Source organism: Aliiroseovarius sediminilitoris, assembly GCF_900109955.1.
Taxonomy (GTDB): Bacteria; Pseudomonadota; Alphaproteobacteria; order Rhodobacterales; family Rhodobacteraceae; genus Aliiroseovarius; species Aliiroseovarius sediminilitoris.
In genome coordinates this window covers 1,506,459-1,523,985 of sequence record NZ_FOJB01000001.1, presented here as the reverse complement: position 1 = coordinate 1,523,985, position 17,527 = coordinate 1,506,459, and the positions used below count along the sequence as shown (strand labels likewise).

At 61.0% G+C, this 17,527-nt stretch carries 7 protein-coding genes; 4 read left to right on the top strand and 3 right to left on the bottom strand.

Features of this window, described 5'->3' with window-relative positions:
* Nucleotide 1: 1 nt before the first annotated feature.
* The 3 genes from BMY55_RS07585 to BMY55_RS07575 all read right to left on the bottom strand — a co-directional run bounded on the left by BMY55_RS07585 (nt 2) and on the right by BMY55_RS07575 (nt 10,770).
* Nucleotides 2–9,745 (bottom strand): DUF6603 domain-containing protein, encoded by a 9,744-nt coding sequence (locus BMY55_RS07585; RefSeq protein WP_091429603.1) that lies wholly within the window; start codon nt 9,743–9,745, stop codon nt 2–4.
* On the bottom strand, nt 9,742–10,503 hold the full coding sequence (locus tag BMY55_RS07580) for a hypothetical protein (protein WP_091429601.1): 762 nt from the start codon (nt 10,501–10,503) through the stop codon (nt 9,742–9,744). Before BMY55_RS07580 ends, BMY55_RS07585 begins: the two co-directional genes overlap by 4 nt.
* A 69-nt stretch (nt 10,504–10,572) precedes the next feature.
* The gene (locus tag BMY55_RS07575; protein ID WP_091429599.1) at nt 10,573–10,770 is read right to left on the bottom strand and encodes a hypothetical protein; all 198 of its coding nucleotides are present in this window, start codon (nt 10,768–10,770) and stop codon (nt 10,573–10,575) included.
* A gap of 899 nt (nt 10,771–11,669) precedes the next feature.
* Between BMY55_RS07575 and BMY55_RS07570 the strand changes: the two genes are divergently transcribed.
* The 4 genes from BMY55_RS07570 to BMY55_RS07555 are packed head-to-tail and all read left to right on the top strand — an operon-like array spanning nt 11,670 to nt 17,343.
* Complete coding sequence (locus BMY55_RS07570; RefSeq protein ID WP_091429596.1) at nt 11,670–13,316, top strand: GMC family oxidoreductase; 1,647 nt, start codon at nt 11,670–11,672, stop codon at nt 13,314–13,316.
* Nucleotides 13,317–13,327: 11 nt separating this feature from the next.
* On the top strand, nt 13,328–14,953 hold the full coding sequence (locus tag BMY55_RS07565; protein WP_091429594.1) for a long-chain fatty acid--CoA ligase: 1,626 nt from the start codon (nt 13,328–13,330) through the stop codon (nt 14,951–14,953).
* A gap of 1 nt (nt 14,954) precedes the next feature.
* A complete protein-coding gene (locus tag BMY55_RS07560) occupies nt 14,955–16,688 on the top strand; it encodes an aldehyde dehydrogenase family protein (RefSeq protein WP_091429591.1) in 1,734 nt (577 codons plus the stop codon).
* A gap of 19 nt (nt 16,689–16,707) precedes the next feature.
* Nucleotides 16,708–17,343 carry a TetR/AcrR family transcriptional regulator gene (locus BMY55_RS07555; protein WP_091429589.1) on the top strand — a complete coding sequence of 212 codons (636 nt, stop codon included), beginning with the start codon at nt 16,708–16,710 and terminating at the stop codon, nt 17,341–17,343.
* The last annotated feature ends 184 nt before the right edge of the window (nt 17,344–17,527 follow it).

Sequence of the window (17,527 nt, the reverse complement as noted above, 5' to 3'; positions counted from 1 at the left end):
ATCAGCACGCCTCCTTCAGTTTGTTCGGTGGTTTCTTCCAGGCAATTTTCACCGGTTTGCCGCCGACCGCCCGAGGCCGATCCAAAAGCTCTTCCAGGCTGCGGGTTCCCAAAAGCTCTGCAAAGCGATCCGCTGTTCCATTCGCCAGCATAACGCCGGCAAGTCGCCCGGGCGCTTTGCTTTCCACGCCGACGCTGACCGGGCCGCCCTTGCCAACTGCGGTCGTTTCAAGGATCAGCGCGGTGCGCGCGCCCAGATTCACCACGACCGGCGCGGCAGCGGTTTCCTTTGCGCCGGTCAGAGCCAGCGCAAAATCGCGCGCGGCGTCGGGATTGACCGGGCCTTCCAGCAATAGCACCAGCAGCGGCTGGAATGTCTCGAACCGGGTTGTGATCCGACCCTGACGCGTCAGTTTGGCCGCGTTGATCCACCCCAGCCCTGCGGCCTCGTTCCGTCGCCCGATTTGCGCGCCCGCCGCGTGGACCGAACCTCCAGCGAAGATCGCGCGGCTCCAGCCAACAAAGGCCAGTTCCTGTTCGGCCATCCAGCCCGTGACACCGCCCTTGGCACCGCCATCGCCCAAGGCCTCGATAATGATCCGCGAGGTTCGGCCCGGCAGACTGACCCGCCCGCGCTCAGACTTGCCAGTGTCCAGAACCGCACCGCCAAGCCCGATCGCCGTGACGCGCGCCGCGCCGCCCGAAGTCGTGATGGTCCCTGCCCCAAGGCGGGGGTCCGAGCGGCGGGCGGCTGGCATATCAAAGATGGCGATCTCGCCGGGTGTTAGAAGTGCGCTGTCCGTTGCCGCGCGCCGGGCAGGCCCGGTTGCCACTTGGTCGAACGCCGCCAGACGCTCTGCCGCCGCACCATCCTGCCCAAGCCCCGCCACAAAGCTTGCATTGGCCCGCGCCGATTGCGTCACAGGTGGGCGGGTGCCCGCAATGACCGTCTTCTGACCACGCGCAGCGGTGTCGACACGGGTCAGGACCGCAGGAAGTTGTGATGGAAGGCCGGCCCGCATCTGTGCAAGGCTTGGGGCGGCCACGCGCTGGATCTGATCGGTGTTTCTGACAGTGGTGATCCTTGGCGCGGCCTCGGCGCGGATTTCGGGGCTGAGGATTGCGGCAGCGCGGGGCGGTTTGACCGACAGGTCCAGTTCCTTCACCGGCGCTGCACTCAGGACATTACCCAGCGTCGCTGCCTCGGGAACCGCCAACCGTTCGCCGAGCGAGCCAATACGGCCCGGCGCGACCCGTGCATTTGCGCGTCCCGCCAAAGCCGCCTTTCCCAGTCCGTTCTGCGCCAGGATGTTTTGTTCAAGCTCGAATATCTCGTTCGGATCCAACCCGCCCGGCACAGTCGCGACCAGCCCGCCGATATCGGCAAGGAAGCCGGGGCGCACGGTGGCCTCGGTGACGAATGGCAGGGGTTTGCGCGGTCCGGCCTCGACCTGATTGAAGGCGATCTCGGGCGGCAGCCTTCCAATGCGCGAGGGCTTCACGGTCATATGCGCGCCTTCAAGCGCGTCCAGCACTTCGCCCTTGGGCATGGACTTCTTGTCAAGCTCTTGTGGCGGACCCCAGACGGCCATCGGGAATTTGCCAGTGTAACGGCCCAGAACCGTGACGCCGGTTTCGTTGATCCGCTCGGCGTCCGTGTCGACCCGGATCAGCGACAGCGACAATTCGGACCCGTCCAACGAGGCGTTGATCGGTGGCAATCCAAGCGGCAGCGTGGAATAATTCTGCGGGCTTGCGGTGCCGACTACCAGACGGTCGGCGGGCAGCGTGGTCGTCACCGTCATCTCGAATTCACTCATCACTTCGAAAGGATGGTCGATGGACCCGTCCGCGGTGCCTTCTTCGCCACCGGGTGGCAAGGCCCCGTTGCCCGCGATGGCCGATAGCGCCCGCGCCGTGCCCGGTCGTGCTTCTTCCAGGTATTTGACGACGAAATCGGTCCAGGTGATGTAATTGGGGGAAGACTGGCTGCTTGCGCCAAATTTTACCTTCAGCTTGACAGGCCCGACCTTGAAGCGCGCCTCGCCACGGAACTCCGGCCCTTCGACATAGATGCTGGCCCCAAGGCTGATCTTGATCGTGATCTTGCCAATCCAGACATCAATCGTGACGCCCGCCGAAATCTTGGCATAGGCTTCGGCCTCGTATCGGAACGGGTCGAAATAGATGATGACATCGCAACCATAGGCCACATAGGCCCAGGCTGGCCCCAGCGTGGCCGAGGCTTCAAGCCCGCCCCCTGCCATGATCGCCTCGGACGTCAACGCGAAGTAATTGCCACCCTTGATGACGATATTGCTGGTCGGCTGCCAATGAAAGCCAAGACGCGGAACCACCGGATAGCCGTCGCGGTGGAACTTCGGATGGTAGCCGCCGAATGTCAGGACAAACTCGCCCTTTTTCGGCCCACCGAACCAAGAAACATAGGCAAAGCCGCCCGTCAGCCGCACACTTTCATGAAGCAGCCAGGAATTGTCGGTCAGTTGCGCCTGTATCCAGATCACGCCCTCTTCGGTCGAGAACCGCGCCACCAGCGCAATCTCGATCGAGACCAGCCGGAATTGCGGACGCGGCAGCGCCATCCGGGCCAAGCCAAAGATGTTCAACTCGAACCCGTTGCCAAACTCGACCGCGACGACCGCCACGCCATCGACAATCATGAAGCTGGTGTAACTGATCCCGGCGGCAAACCAGAACGTGCCTTTGCGCGGCGGGAACGTGACCCGCACGCTGTCCATCTCGGCCATGGGGTCAGACGGGGCCGAGGCGCTGGGATCAAGCGCCTTGATCATCACGAACTCATCAAATTTCGACAGATCATCGGGCACGACGATCTCGCGGTTGATGCCGAACCCGCCGCCAATACCTGTCAGGAAAAACGCAGGCGGCCCACCGATGGGACCAACAATGGCACCATAAGCGAAGAAGGCTGTATAACGTCCCTCGTCATTTTCCTCGATCGAGGCATAGCCGCCGTAAATCGACAGCCCATAAGCCGCAAACCGCGCCAGCAACATGCCGACATATTCGACATTTTCGGGATTGCCGGGGTCCGAGTATTTCCTGAGACCCCCTGCCAACTGCACGCCGGACAGATCGGCGCTGACGGCCAGGCCTGACAGATCAACGCTCCAACTGCCGGGGTCATAGACAGGTCCGGCATCAAGCGAATAGGTCAGTTGCAGATCATCCACAGCCGCCGTCAGCCCGGCAATCGAAATGTTGCCATCAAACAGAAGCGAAATCTTTTCAAGCTCTTCACCGGTCTGGGTTACGCCCAGTCCGACCTGATCGACGTAAAGCGGCCCGAAGCCCTTCTTGATCGACAGCCACCATGGCCCATCGCCTTCGCCCGCCGACAGCCGCACCATCACCGGATCGGACCCGTGTTTCTGAATGGCAAGCGCGGGGCTGAACATCGGCGCCAGTTCCTGCCCACTGTCCGAGCTTTCGTCCATGATGCCCTGCGCCACAGGGTTGCCGCCGGTTCCACCGGAGACGCTGACCGCAAGGTCGGAAAGTTGCACCTGCACACCACCAGCGGGTGGTCCATTGCCGATCCGGCCAAACAGATGCAACGCGATCGAGCCAAGCGACAGGCCGAAATCGACAAGCGGCGCACCGTCCTTGCCGATGCGCACGCCCAGCCCATTGGCGGCAATCGACGGTGCGAAGCCCAAAGTCGGGCTTGTTTCGACCAGCCCAATCACGATCCCTGCCGGGGGTGCGTCCTTGATCCAGCGGCTGTCATTTTCGATCGAAACAACCACATCGCCCGAGGTCAGCGGAAGGCGTGACGTCAGCCCGACATTCACGCCAATCGCATTGCCATCGCGCGCCAGACCCACCGTCAGGATACTGTCGATGGTCACGGACGGACCCGCATCGGCGAAGTTTTCGATCAGCCGGATCATCCGCGCGATGAAGTTGTCGCGGATGTCGCTGGCGCTCTGCCCCGGCGTGGGAATCAGTTGGAACAGTGCCAAGTCAAGCTGGCTGGTGTCGCCATCCAGCAAGATCACACCTTCCAGAAGATCCTCGATATCGCTCGAGCCGGTGCCGGGTATTTCGGTTTCCAGAAGGTCTTGAACCGGGTCGGTCTGGCGCAGGAAATCGACCACAAGGCCCACGGTCAGGGTCAAGAGGCCAGAGGCCACGCTGGCCGGATCCGACACCGGACCGTCGCCATCGTCGAACACAACCTCAAAGCCCAACGGATCAAGGATTGTGCGCAGCGTCAGCACCTGCACCCCGTCCCCCGCAATCGCAAGGCCAAGGCCCACGAAGGGAACGGTGATGTTTTCCCCGACCTCGAACGAAACCACAGGGAACAGGCTTGCACCGCCTGCATCAATCAACGCAGGTCCGATGCTGCCGGTGAATTCGTCCAACCCGCCCGCATCGAAGGCCATTGCCGTCGTGACGGTTTCAACGAACGGCAACCCGGTGTCGGAATATCCGATGGCAAAGCGGAATGGCCCGGTCTCCAGCGACAGGGTGATCGGTCCTGCGATGATGTCCAACCCGGCAGCACTGGATGAAGCCGACACGCCGACCGGCAGAACCGGTGCCAACGCGTTTGCGAGCGCGTTCAATGCTCCGGTCGTGATCGCAGGCCAGCGTGCGGCAAGCTCGCCCTCGGGATCATTTGCCCACGCAGACAGCCGTGGGCCGGTAAATTCAAGCGGTGTGCCTTCGCGCAATACAAGCGCATCGCCCACAGCCGCCACAACGTCGCCCGCAGTTCCGCCCGCATCGACCAGCGCGTTCAAGGCCAAGGGCAGCGCGGTCTCGACCGCCGCGCCCGCAAGCGAGGCCAAACCCGGCGTATTGGGGTAAAGCGGCAAATCCGTGCCACTTGCATTTCTCAGAAACAGGCTGACTTCAGCGGAAATGTTCAAATGCACGGCGCTGCGCCCTTGGATTGCGCTTGGCAACCCGGCAAAGACGGCGATGTTTGGCGCAACCGGTGCTGTGTCTGAAATCAAAAGCCCGAACCGACCACCAAACGCCAGTTGTTCCGCCCCGCCACCAATGGCGTCGCTATCCAGCGCCAATCCCAGATCCAGCACGCCCCCTGCGCCAGTCAATTCAATTGCCACACCGTCCGCGACGTCCCAACGTCCCGGCGCGCCGGACAGGCCGAGGAATGGGCGCAACGCGTCGAAGGCCGCACCTACACGGCTTGCGTCATAGCCGCCCGCCAGCCCGAAGACCGCATCGCTTTTCAGCCATGCCACCGGATCGCGGAACAGCCCGATGGGTGTGACCATTGCCCGATCACCATCCGGGCCAGGGGCAGCCAACAACCCCAACAGCTCAAGTAGCCCGTCGATGATCAGTTTCGCACCGTCATCCTGAGACCGCATGTAATCGACGCCAAATTTGACCGCACTGGCAATGGTCAGCGGCGCGCCTTCCTGGGCCAGAGCAGCGGGATCGGCGTTCGGCCAGATGGGCAGGCTTACTGGTGCCGCACCCGGAGGTGTCCAATCAAGCCTGATCTCCAAGGGGTCAAGCGAGGCCGTCAGCGCACCAGAGGACGCAGCCCCAATGCTCAGGTCTGCGGTGATCGGGCCAGAGCTTGCGGCACTGGCGGAAACGCTCCAATTGGGCAGCCCCAGGGACGGAGCCGATCCGGCAAGTGAGAACGAGACAGACCGGGCGGCGATGTCGATGCTCAAACCCGGAATACCCGCGAATATCGTGTCAGCGGCACCCTGCAAATCCAAGACCCTTGCAGCGCTAAGAAGCGCGTCGCGCACCTGCGCATCGGGTTCATGCAGCACGCGATCCAGCGCTGTGGCCACCAGCCCGCCCAGATCATCAATAACGCCGATCGCGCTTAGCAAATCGGCTAACGCTCCCATCTCTGGGCTGGGATCGCTCAGGATTTCGGTCACGACGGATGACAGCAGCACCCGCACTTCGGGCAGCGCTGTTGTAACCACACCCTCGGCGGCGTCTGCCCCCGCTTCGCGCAGAACCCAAACATCGCGGGCCAGACCAAAGACAACCGCATCATGCAGTCTGATCTCGGCTTCTACCGGCCCGGACGCGCCCAAGGGCACCGCGATATCGACGGCGATCCAGCGCAGTTCCTGTGCCGCCCCTGCCCCGGACCCCGGACCACCAAGCAGCCAACCACCATCCCGGCGGATCTCCAGATGCAGTCTTACGCTGCGCTCATCCGTGAGTGACGGAAGAGGATCAAGCGCGATGGCACCCAGTTCCACAGCCACGTGGCCCGAAACGGTAAGTCCCCCGCTGGCGGGTGTAATCGGCAAAAGAAGACCAAATCCTGCGCCCGTCACTGTGGCGCTGGCCTCGAAACCAGCTTGCACGCTGGCCCGTTCGCTGAGACCGGCCGCGGCGGCGGCTGTCAGACCTGCCCGAATCGCCGCACGGTCAAAGATGCCATAGACGCAGTGCAGGTTCAGACCCGCAGCGACGGTTCCTGGCAGGTTGGCAGGAGGGCTGAGTTCGGCGGCCGGGTCGGCGAACCGCGACAGACCGGACAAGGCGCCGAACGCCGCGCGGGCAAAGCCAAGCGCATCATCGTCAGGTGTGCCGGGGTCTTCGGGGGGCAGCAGCCCCAGGAAAGTTCGCAAGGCTTCGGCACCGGGATTGAGATCGAAGATCGAAAACGCCGCCGGAACCAGCGGCATGCCAAGCGTCAAAAGCCGGTTGACCGATCCTGCCCCGACATTTTCAGCCGCCAACCACGCCGCATGGGCACCCGCTGCATCAGCCACCACCGCAACGTCACCGCCCACCGTCGAGAACGCAGCGAACATCCTGGCCAATCGCGCGGTTTGCCCTCCGGTGCCGTCGGGATCGCCGGACAACAGCGCAACATCCGCGCGAGGACCAAGCGCGATGAACCATTCGCCCGGCGCGGCGGTCGGTGCCTCGAACGTGTCAGGCGCGCGGCCTGCGGGGCGCAAGTCAATCCTGCGGTCCTCAGGTGCGGCATCAAACGGGAAGGCGTCGGCTTCGTTTGCAACGGCCAGATGAAGGATCGTGCCGGGTAGATTCCCAAATATGGCTTCAAGATCAACGGCTTCGCGTAGACCCGGTCCGGCGACATTGGGTATTTCATGACGCGTCGCACCATCCGGCAGGACATCCGGCGGCACTATCAGGCCATCTGTGCCCGAAAGCCGTGCCTCAAGTGCATCGATCCCGGCGGCCAACGCAGCAATCCGCGCGCTTGCCTGAACAAGACCTTCGCGCGACGCAAGTTCGACCACGATACCCGCGGCAAGCGAGGCCGTATCGAGCGGCGCGTCTCCGGGTCGCCACTGTCGAAGCGCTTCTGACTGGACCTGCCCGTCGCCCTGCACTGCGCGCCCGGGCATCGTCCAAAGCCCCAAAGCTGGACCACCCAGGTCCGGCGCAAGGTTCATGCGCAAAGGATCGTCGGGCGCGCCACGCCCGGAGAGCACACCAAATCGCTCGCGACTGCCTGACATCACACGGCCCAAAGGCTCCAACACCTTGCGCAGTGACCCGCCCGGATCACTGATCAGCCGACCAAGCCAAGCGCGCAAAGCTGCATCGGGGTCGGCGATCAGATCGGACAGCGCCAGACGGTTTATCGCGGTGTTTTCGGCCAGAACTCCGGCGCGCCGCCAGCCAATGGCAGTCAGAATATCCAACGCCCAAGGCGCGGCAATGGAAGCACCTAAAAGTCCGATCAGTTCTTCGATGGCATCCCACTGTTGGGGTGTCAGGGCGTCAAAACCTTGATCGAAGTTTGGGATATCCAGCGGGATCTCGATTTCACGAACGATCAATGCGGGGTTGGGCGCGGCAAAGTTGACTGACAGACCTTCTGTGGCGCTCCAACCGAACCGGGCGCTCACCCGATCTGCGGCAATCGCCAACGGATCATCACCCAATGCCGTGCGTCGCGTGCCCCGCCCACGGGCGTCGATGGTCAGGGTGACATTTGCGGCGAAGGCGGCGTCAGGTGCGGCCAGATCCGCCCGCATGATCAGTATATCTATGCTGGTTTCCAGCACCGTGCAGCGCTCGCCCAACTCGGATTGCGTCGCGGAAAGTCCGACGGCAAGCTCGATCACGCCCGGATCGGGCTGACGAATGAGCAAAGCAACCGGTCCCGTGATCCCGACCCGCCAAGGAGTGTCGATGGTGCCATTCCCGGTTACAGGATCGGCCGCCACCGCCGCATCGGCCAACAGTCCGCGCAGCGCGCCCAGAACCTCCGGAATATCGCCAACGTGACTGCCAAGAAGCCCAAGCCAGTGGTTTCGCACAGCGGCCAGGGGGTCAGCCAGAAAGGCAGACAGGTCTAACGTCGGCAGTCCTGGTGCGCCGGCAGGGGGCGCGATACCCAAGAGAACCGAAATCGCCGTGCCGGGGGGGCCAAGCTGCGCCAGAAGGTCCGCAATTACGTCGCCGATCACCGTCGTGCCCGCTTCGGCTATGGCATCCGGGGTGGAAAGGTCCAGAACCTCGTAGGAGTTGCCCGCAATCACCACCTGATCCAACGCAAGGATCGCGATGGGTTGGCGCAACGGCCCAAGGGCGATACCAGCGCGCAAAGCCTCGATCCCCGGATCGCCCACAAGAAGCGGCGCGCCAGAATTGCCAAGTCTCACCTGCGCCGACAGCGCAGGAACGGCGACCGCAGCACCCGTGCCCAGATCGAGTTTCAGAAGGTCCGCAGCCACCTCGACCCTGGCCGACCCTTGCGTGATCCCGAAAGAAATCGAGGGCGTCACGACAGGCCGCCCGGTCGATCCGGTCACGACCCCAATCACCAGATCCACGCTGACCCCGCCGCCCAGATCAATGGCAAGCGTATCACCCGACAGGCTCGCCGCACCTCCGATCAGGTTGGCCGCCGCTTGCAGCCAAGCAGACTTGGCCGCGCTGTCGCCCATGAGTGCTGCAAACCAGTCGGCCAGAACCTGCGGCCCCTGATTGACAAGCCCGTCGATGGGAAGGGGCGGCACGGACCCTGCAAGCCCCAGAAGCCCGGCCAGCGCGGTGATCTCGGGCGTGGCACCGCCATCCGCCATGGCCTGGATGATGCCAAGGATCAACTCCAGCGCGGACTCATCAAGCGTATCAAGATCAGAGACCGAGAGCGAGAAATCGCGCGGTGCCGAGAACCCCGGCAGAAACAGCCCGCCAAGTGTCAGTGCCACCGCCGGATCGCCATCCCCCGCAGCTGTGGGCGTCGTGAAGGCCAGACCAATGGATCTTAGCCCCGCTTCGCCGCTGGGCGGATTGGGATCGACGACAATCTCGCTTGCCAGAATAAGTTTGCCACCCGGATGACCGATCAACACCGGGTCCGGGACGGAGTGGCCTTCTTTCGCGGCACGGAACAGGGGCACGAAGAACGAGGTCGCCGTGTCTGGGTCCGTCGTTTTCAGCCGCACGCCAAGCCCGATGTGAACTTCGGTTTCCGGCTCATCGTCGATGACAAAATAGAAAGTCGCAGCGCCATCATCGCTTGCCACGACCGGCAGCCATTGATGGCCCTCGCCGTCAATCTCGGTTTCTCCTTCCAAAAGCCGATCCATGACCGCCAGCAGTGCTTCTCGCTGCGTCTCATTGGCGAGCATCGTCTTCAGATAGGTGATCGGATCGGCCAGCCAATCTTCATTAAGCGCACCGCTGTCGCCGGCAAATCCAAGCGCCTTCAGGACGTCTTCAAGATCTCCAAAATCGGCAGCATCAAGGCTCATGGCGCCCTCCGGTCAAATCCGTGCCGCGCCATCGTGCCAATGGTCAGCCCCCCTGCCCCCGCCAGAAGGTTGAATGCGATCAGTCCATTGCGGTCGGGGTCTTGTCCGGCACGGTTGGCCAGCACCTCGGCAAGTGTCAGAACGGCACCCCAGGCGAAGGCCGTCAGAGCATCGGCCCATATTTCCACTATCTCCTCTGGCCCGATGGGGCGCATGGGCGTGGTCGCCATCAGCCCCGCGGGGCGCTTTTCAGAACCAACTGCGAAGGGCACCTTGATCACCACATCTTTGGTCTGATCGGTGCTGACCGGCAGATGAACGACAATCCGGCCCGGTTCTGTCTCAAGCACCACGCGGCTTGCGAAAACCAGCATTTCGCTGTCGCCCAGCACCCAGACGGTTTGCTTGTCGCCCGCCAGCTTCACCGCTGCACCACGAAACAGCGTCACCACTGTTTTCGGCCCAAGATCAATCCTGGGCCCGATTTGACCGGTATTCACAGGGCGATCCGGCACCAGATGTGGGCAGCGCTTTCTGAGCGCCTGAAACATCTTTTTGCACACTTTATCAATGTCTTTGTCGATGTCCTTGTCCGGTGTCCGTTCAAGCAAACGATCAATCGCGACCCGCAATGCGCCGTCTCCAACCAGCCGCTCAAGATCACCGAGATGGGTGTCGGGTAAAGACGCCTCAGGTCGTTTCGCCGGACGCTTCGCATCCTGTCGGACTTTCGGTTTAGGTCGGGGCGATTTGCCCATAGCGATCCTCCTCGCTTGCTGGATGATCCAACAAGCGTGATGTGCGTTGACATCGATAGGTGTGTCGCGTCAGTCCTTGCCGGGTGCCGGCATGACGCGATCAGAGACGAAGCCCAAAACAGCCCACAGGACGATAAATCCCAGAAGCTCCAAACCAAAACTGCCCCATTTGAAGAAAAGTTGCGCGACAACGAGCGCAATCAGAAACGGCACAAATTCCGCACGAAACGCGCGTGCCAGTCCGTAATTTGCGATAAGCGTGTACATGACATTCCACTTCGCACAATAAGTTCTTTGAATAGGCTCAGCCTGCTCGTCCGCACGGCAATCTGTCAACTTTGAATTGAAAACGGACGAAAAGGATCATATTTCCGCCGATCACGCGCTGGATTGAGTGGTCGTTCAATCCCGCGTTTCGACCGACCCGAGATCATCCAATCAAGAATTATGTGACCAGTGTCCAATGAGGGTTAATGGCCGACATGGACCTGTCGCGGTTTGATACCACTCGTCTGATAGCCGTACTACAAGAGATTAGGCTGACTATGGAACTGAATCAGACAGACGACATTCGCAAAGATGCCTTGCGGTAGCTTTGACCACATAAATAGCGGTCTGTAGCTGGCGCGTTGGTCGGGTCGGTTTCACAGCCGGATTTCCTTGTGGAAAGTCACCAGTATAAAGTGACCAGGTATATAGCGCGGTATTGCTAAGGACGCCTGCGTGCATTCTTGCGATGGCGTCCCGCCAATCAACAAGATCTGGAGCTATTTTGACATAACCAGTTTGGATGCGATGTGTGAGCACGCAAAAGCCAACGGCTATCATATTCGGACCGGTCAACACCACTCACTTGGCTGATTCCATAGACCGTGCATCGCTGATGTTGAGTCTTCCACAGCAACGCTTGCCTCCCCGTCGCGCCTGTCCAGGAGGCGAAAGACGCGCCGCCTTCGAACGAAGGAATCCCGGGATCTTGCATCACTGCCGCGCGTTGATTCGAATGTATGCAACCGTGCTTACCGGCGTCGCCCTATCCGTAACCCCTTGTCAATAATCGTTAATCTGACCCGATCGGCTATCTGGTCCATTTTTCTGGACAATTGTTCAAGTTATATGTTCAACTTATCTAGCGGTGTGGGGAGACACCACGTTGGGAGGAAGTTATGCAATCAAGAACGTCATTCGATTATGTAATCGTAGGCGGTGGTTCCGCGGGCTCGACCCTGGCCGCGCGTCTGTCCGAGGACCCTGCGATGTCCGTCTGTTTGCTGGAAGCCGGGGGGAATGGCGATCACATCTTGATCCGGGCACCTGCCGGTGTGGTCGCTATGTTGCCGGGCCACGGCAAGATTTCGAACTGGGCTTTCAACACGGTGCCGCAACCCGGCCTGAACGGGCGACGAGGCTATCAGCCCCGTGGCAAGGGGCTGGGCGGGTCAAGTGCGATCAACGCCATGCTATATGTCCGCGGTCACAGAGCTGACTATGACGGTTGGGCTGACATGGGCTGCGAAGGTTGGTCCTGGGATGACTGCCTGCCCTATTTCCTGCGGGCCGAAAACAATGAAGCCGGTGCCAGCGAGTTTCACGGTGACGCCGGGCCGCTGCATGTATCGGACCAGAAAGCGCCCCGCCCGATCTCGCGTGCCTTCGTGCGGGCCGCGACAGAATGCCAACACCGCGAGACTGCGGATTTCAACACTGGCGACAACGAAGGCGTCGGCCTTTTTCAGGTCACGCAATTCCACGATGCGGCACGCAATGGCGAACGATGCTCTGCGTCGGCGGCGTATCTTCGTCCCATTCAGAAGACCCGCAAGAACCTGACGATCATCACCGGCGCGCATGCGACGAAGATTCTGACCGAGGACAAGCGCGCCACAGGCGTCGTCTATCGCAAGGGCCGCAAGGACGCGCGTGTCACGGCCAGCCGCGAAGTTATCCTCTGCGGGGGTGCCTTCAACTCGCCCCAGCTTTTGCAATTGTCAGGAATCGGAGCGGCAGAAGAGATTCAACGCCACGGGATCGAAGTCGTGCATGACCTGCCGGGGGTAGGCAAGAACCTTCAGGACCATCTGGATTTCATTCTGGCCTACAAGTCGAAAGACACAGACAATTTCGGCATCGGCCTTGCAGGAACCATCGGCCTGACCAAGCACATTCTGAAATGGCGCAAGGACGGCAATTCGATGATTGCCACGCCTTTTGCAGAAGGCGCCGGTTTTCTGAAGACCGACCCGGCGCTCGACCATCCGGACATTCAGTTGCATTTTGTGATCTCGATCGTCGACGATCACGCGCGCAAGCTGCACTTGGGTTACGGGTTTTCCTGCCATATTTGTGCGTTAAGACCGCACAGCAAAGGCGAAGTGTTCCTAACCAGCAGTGATCCGATGAAGGCACCGGGGATCGACCCACAGTTCCTGTCGGATCCGCGAGACCTGGAGACGACAATCAAAGGCGCGAAGATGACGCGCGAGATCCTGCAAGCCCCTGCCATGAAGCCCTTCCGCCAAAAAGAGTTGTTCGGCGTGAAAGACGGCATGAGCGACAAGGAATGGGAAAACCATATCCGCGCCCGCGCCGACACAATCTATCACCCGATCGGCACCTGCAAGATGGGGGTGGACGGGATGGCGGTGGTCGATCCCGAATTGAGGGTGCACGGGATGGAGGGACTGCGCGTCGTCGATGCCTCGGTCATGCCGACGCTGGTCCGCGGAAACACCAACGCCCCGACAATCATGATCGCAGAGCGGGCCGCAGACATGATCCGCGGTGTCGCTTCAGGCGCGATGGCGGCGGAATAAGGGAGAATACGATGCACGGAACCATGATGTGGCAGTCCCTGACCACCGGATCACTGATCGGCCATGCCGAAAAATATCACGCCGCAACCGAAGTCGTTTCGGTCGAGACAGACGGGACGGTCGCTCGATCCTCGTGGGGTGAGATTGCGGCCAATGCCCGGCGGATCAAATCGGCGTTGGACAATCTGGGGGTGGCACCCGGCGCGTGCTGTGCCACCATCGCGTGGAACAATCGGCGGCATCTTGAACTTTACTTCGGGATCGGCAGCGGCGGTCGCATAACACACACGATCAACCCGCGCCTGACGCCCGAGCAGATGATCTTTATCCTCAACGATGCAAAGGACGAGGTGCTGTTCCTCGACCGAACATTTCTGCCGATCGCCGCTAAACTCGGCGCGCATCTCAAGTCAGTGAAACATTACATCCTGATGGGGCCGCGTGACGACGAGGCGGCGGGCATGGTCGAAGGGCTTCTGTTCTATGACGATCTGGTGAAGACTGGCGACCCCGAAACCGACTGGCCCGACCTTGACGAGAACGCTCCGGCTGCGCTGTGCTACACTTCCGGCACAACGGGCAACCCCAAGGGCGTTCAGTATTCGCACCGCGCGCTTGTTCTGCATTCGATCGGTGGCAACCAACCCGATGGGTTGAACGTGGCCGCCCGCGATGTGGTGATGCCGGTCGTTCCGATGTTCCACGTCAATGCCTGGGGTGTCCCCTATATCGCGGCCGCGGTCGGGGCCAAGCTGGTGATGCCTGGGCCAAACCTTGATGGCGAAAGTCTGGCCCGGCTGATCGACGCCGAGAAGGTCACGTTGTCGCTGGGTGTGCCGACGATCTGGATGGGGTTGCTGGCGGGATTGAAATCCACCGGCATCAAGCCTGCCTCGATGAAGCGCACCGTGGTTGGCGGGTCAGCCTTGCCACCGTCGATGATCCGCGAGTTCCGCGATTCCCATAACGTCGAACTGATCCACGCCTGGGGCATGACAGAGACCTCGCCGCTTGGCACACTGAACCAGCTTCTTCAGAAACACGACGCATTGAGTGTGGCCGAACAGGCCAAGCTGCGCGAAAGTCAGGGGCGTCCGCCTTGGGGCGTGGACCTGCGGATCGTGGACGAAACGGGCAATGAACTGCCCCGCGACGGCCAGACACAGGGAGAGTTGCAGATCCGCGGCCATTGGATCGTGGAAAGCTACTTCGGTCAGGACCGCCCTGCCCTGACCAAGGACGGCTGGTTTGACACTGGCGACGTGGCGACGTTGGATGGCGACGGCTACATGACCATCCGCGACCGGTCCAAAGACATCATCAAATCGGGTGGCGAATGGATCTCGACTGTGGAGCTTGAAAACATCGCCATTGCCCACCCCAAGGTCATCCATGCCGCCGCCATTGCGGCGCGACACCCGAAATGGGACGAGCGTCCCGTGGTATTGGTCGTAGCCGCGCCAGGTCAAAATCCGACCGAAGCGGAAATTCTCGCGTCCTATGAGGGCAAGGTCGCCAATTGGCAAATCCCCGACCGCGTGATTTTCGTCGACGAATTGCCGCTCGGAGCGACAGGTAAAGTGCTCAAGAACAAATTGCGCGAGAGCTATTGCGACGTGCTGATCAAGGAGGTCTGAGATGAACCAGATCGAAGCCGACATCGCCCCGGACCATTCTGCACTTGACCGAGACCTTGATACCTTGGCCGCCGCGAAAGAGAGTTGGGCACGCACATCGAATGCCGACCGCATTGCCGTGCTGGATGACATCAAGAACTGCCTGTCGGTCGTGGCCGAAGGCTGGGCTGAAACCGCCGCCCGGCACAAGCTGATCCCACCCGGTTCGCCTCTGGCCGGAGAAGAATGGCTTTCTGGGCCTTATGCCGTCATGTCGGCGTGCAACGAGTTGATACAGACCCTGGCGGGTATGGAAGGCAAGAGCTTCCTTGGCCCTTTGAAGAAACGCCGCACCGCCAACGGACAGCTTGCCGTGCGTGTGCTGCCCCATTCAACCTGGGACCACCTGCTGTTGTCGGGCGTCACCGCCGATGTCTGGATGGAGCCGGACGTGACCGAGGACACGCTCGCGGCCAACACCGCCTCTGCCTATGATGGACCTGTGGAGTCGCGCAAAGGTGGCGTGGCGTTGGTGCTGGGTGCAGGCAACATCGCCTCGATTGCCCCGCTCGACGTGTTTCAGAAGGCGTTTTCCGAACACAAGGTTGTCATCCTCAAGATGAACCCCGTGAACGACTACCTGACGCCCTATCTTCAGGCCGCGCTCAAACCACTGATCGACCGCGATGCCCTGCGGATCGTCAAAGGCGGGGCCGAAGTCGGCGGCTATCTTTGCACTCACGCCCAGGTGGACGAGATCCACATCACCGGGGCCGCGGCATCGCATGACGCCATCGTCTGGGGGCCAGGCAAGGAAGGCGTGAAAAACAAGGCGGCGGGCACACCAAAACTGACCAAGCCGATCACGTCAGAATTGGGTGCGGTCTGCCCGACCATCGTCGTGCCCGGCAATTGGTCCTCGGCGGATCTGAGTTTTCAGGCAGAACATCTCGCCACCCAGAAGCTGCACAACTCCGGTTTCAACTGCGTTGCTTGCCAGATGCTGATCCTGCCCGGCGACTGGTCGCTGAAAGACACGCTGATGGCAAATCTACGCGACGTGATGAAGAAGGTCGATCCGCGACAGGCCTATTACCCGGGCGCCGCCGACCGGATGGAAAACTTCGCCAGCCATGCCCTTGACGCCGAGCGGTTCGACCGCGGAACCGCCCCGGCCTGCATCGTGGCCCCTGTCGGTGACGGCGAAAACTGGTTCACCCGAACCGAGGTTTTCGCCCCTGCCCTGTCGACGCACGAAATCAGTGGCACCGACCCCGAGGCCTATTTGATCGATGCGGTCCGATATGCCAACGAGACGCTTCACGGCACGCTTGGAGCGAACATCCTGATCCATCCCGGCACGATCCGCCAGATCGGCCAAAACCGGTTCGAGGAAATCATCGCCGAGCTTCGCTATGGCGCGATTGCGATCAATGCCTGGACAGGATTGGCCTTTCTCAGCACCGCCTGCCCGTGGGGGGCGTTTCCGGGCCACACGCTTAAGGATGTCGGCAGCGGTGTTGGATTTGCCCACAACACGTTCATGTTTGATCGGCCACAGCGTGTCGTGGTGCAAGCCCCGTGGCGGCCTTTCCCCCGCAATCTGATGTCGGGCAAGACCTCGTTGCTACCGCGTCCCCCCTGGTTCGTGACGAACCGTCGCCAGCATATCGTCGGCAAGTTGCTGACCCGATTCCAGCACAACCCGGCTTGGTTGAAGTTGCCACGCATTTTCGTCAATGCATTGATGGGATGAAGTCGGAGACAAACGCGATATGACCAGACTTGAAAAAATCTCTCGCCTCGTGGACAAGGCTGACGCCAAGTCCAACAAGCGCGCCCGCAAGAAGGACGAGTTGGCTGATCATGCGATTGCTGCGCTCAAACAACTCGGCTATGCCCGCACTGGCCTGCGCGATATCGCCGAAATGTCTGGCGTGGCCGTCGGCACTCTGCACTACTATTTCGAAGACAAGGTCGATCTGATCACCTATTGCGTCCGACGATACAAGGCGGGGTTTATTGACGAGATGCAGTCCATTCTGTCAGACGATATCGACGCTGATCAAATCGTCGAACGGTTCATCAAAGGCCTTTCTCTTTCGATCCGTCGCGACGCGGAAACGCATCGCCTCTGGTATGACATTCGCACTCAAGCCATGTTCGATCCTGCCTTTCGCGACGTCGCCGAGGAAATCGAAGCCGGGCTGATTGATCTCGTGGCGAATTTCACCGACCGGTTGGGACTGCCGCATGTCGACCCCACGCCTGTCTACCTGATGCTGGATGCCACATTCCGCTTTCACCTTCAGAAATTCCTTGCTGGCGAAAAATCTGCACCCAGTAATTTCGAGAAGCAGATTTCGAACGCTTTTGCGCTTGTTGTTGATGCGCCGGCATCTAAGGGGTGATGGTCATGAATTCAGGCATAGACGAAACAAATGTCGAACTCGTCAGAACCAGGCCAAATCCTTGAATGGTGCACAACACCAGTTTTTTGGATCGACAAACCACGAAAGCTTTGCGCTGATGTCGACGGTGAGCGCGTCGCGTGGCGTTCAAGCATTGGCAGCCGCAAAAACTGATCCGACGATT